Raw genomic sequence first — 1,289 nt, 5'->3', positions numbered from 1 at the left:
CCGCCCCGTCACGCCACAGGGCCAGATGTCGACCCGCCAGCACGACCCCGGTCACGCACCCCGCCGGCACGTCATCTGACAGGCCGATCGCGATCCAGCCTGCCCCGCCCTCCGGAAGGCGCGAAGTCACGAATTCGTCCATTGCGTCAATGCTCCGTTATCAGCAAGCCACCGGGCCCGGCGCGCGAACAGCGCCGGGGCCATGGCGTTCGCCTGCGCCAGCAGGGCAGGCAGATCCACGCCCAGCACCTGACCATCGCGGGCGACAACACGGCCATCAACCATGGTCAGGCAGACATCACCGCCCTGCGCGGCATGCACGAGGTTATGGTGCAGGTTGGCCCACTGGCCCGCACCGATCAGCGGCGTCATGCGTGGCGTATTGGTCCGCACGGCAATGATGTCGGCACGGAAACCCGGAGCCAGCTGGCCCAGATCATGGCCATGCCCCACTGCGCGCGCGCCCAGCCGCGTGGCCATGGCCAACACTTTCCAGCTATCGAGGGCCGCGGCGTTGCGCCGCCCCAGCTTGGCGAGGAGGGAGGCGGTCTTCATCTCCTCGAACATGTCCAGATTATTGTTTTCCTTCTCGCCATCCGTGCCCAGCCCCACGGCGATCCCGGCGTCGAGCATGTCCTCCACGCTGGCGATCCCGCTGGCGAGTTTCATGTTGCTGACCGGGTTGTGGGCGATCGCCACGTCATGACGGGCGCAGAGCGCGATTTCGCTTTCATCCAGCCACACGGCGTGGGCGAACATGACATGCGGCGTATCGAGCACGCCCAGCTTCTCCATCGCCTGCACGGGGCGCACGCCGTAGCGCCTGACGAATTCCGGCGGCTCCAGCTCTGATTCGGAAAGATGGGTATGAAAGCCGGTACGGTGGCGAATGGCCATGTCCACCGCGCGGCGCATGCCCGCCTCATCGGCGTAGAAGGGATGCTCCAGCCCGACCCATACATTGATCCGCCCGCTGCCCGCGCCGTGCCAGCGTTCGATCAGGGCTTCATTGTCATCCAGCGTGTCGAAATAGTCGTATTCCGGGTGCGCGCCCACATAGGGCACGAGTACCGCGCGCAGGCCCATCTCCTCGGCGGCGCGGGCGCTGCCATCCATGAAGCGCCACATGTCCACAACCGTCGTGGTGCCCGACAGCAGGGCCTCGGCATAGCATATGCGTGAGGCCAGTTCGGCTTCCCCCGCCGTCAGCACGCGGTGCATGGGGTTGATGTGCTGGGTCAGCCATTCCCATACCGGCAGGTGTTCCGCCGTGCCGCGCAGCAGGCCGG

Annotated in this window: 1 protein-coding gene; it reads right to left on the bottom strand. The window is 66.6% G+C overall.

Going from position 1 to position 1,289, the window contains the following annotated elements; translation table 11 throughout:
* Positions 1 to 126: 126 nt before the first annotated feature.
* Positions 127 to 1,289: amidohydrolase (locus tag JCM25156_RS16915; protein WP_025814072.1), on the bottom strand; the 1,163-nt coding region annotated here is incomplete at its 5' end.

This window comes from Komagataeibacter kakiaceti JCM 25156 (assembly GCF_000613305.1).
The sequence above is the reverse complement of the archived record's forward strand: the minus strand, read 5'-3'. Positions and strand labels throughout refer to the sequence as shown.